This window comes from Bacillus sp. SIMBA_074 (assembly GCF_046534555.1).
Classification (GTDB): Bacteria; Bacillota; Bacilli; order Bacillales; family Bacillaceae_G; genus Bacillus_A; species Bacillus_A mycoides.
This window is the reverse complement of record NZ_JAWRYM010000576.1, coordinates 1-269: the sequence shown is the minus strand read 5'-3', so window position 1 is coordinate 269 and position 269 is coordinate 1. Positions and strand designations below refer to the sequence as shown.

Here is a 269-nt window from a genome sequence, read left to right as displayed (position 1 = left end):
AACCACCTTTGTTGCGTACCTTGTAGCCGAGGTTTTGTCCCTCTTTTCCTGTGTTCCAGAATGCTTCCTCAGAATCGATATGGAAGAAGGAGCCAGATGGACCGGAAGCATAGCGGACACTGTCGAACAGGAAAAACTCCGATTCAGGGCCAAAATACGCTGCGGCCGCTACACCAAGCTGTTGCAGGTAAGCTTCTGCCTTCAAGGCAATGCCACGCGGATCACGAGTGTAGGTGGAGTTGTCTGGATTGACAATGTTACAAACGATA

The 269-nt window shown here is 50.2% G+C and carries 1 pseudogene; it reads right to left on the bottom strand.

Annotation, left to right across the window (positions count from 1 at the left end):
• Nucleotides 1–269: pseudogene (locus SB773_RS32030) on the bottom strand (type I glutamate--ammonia ligase); the annotation flags it as partial.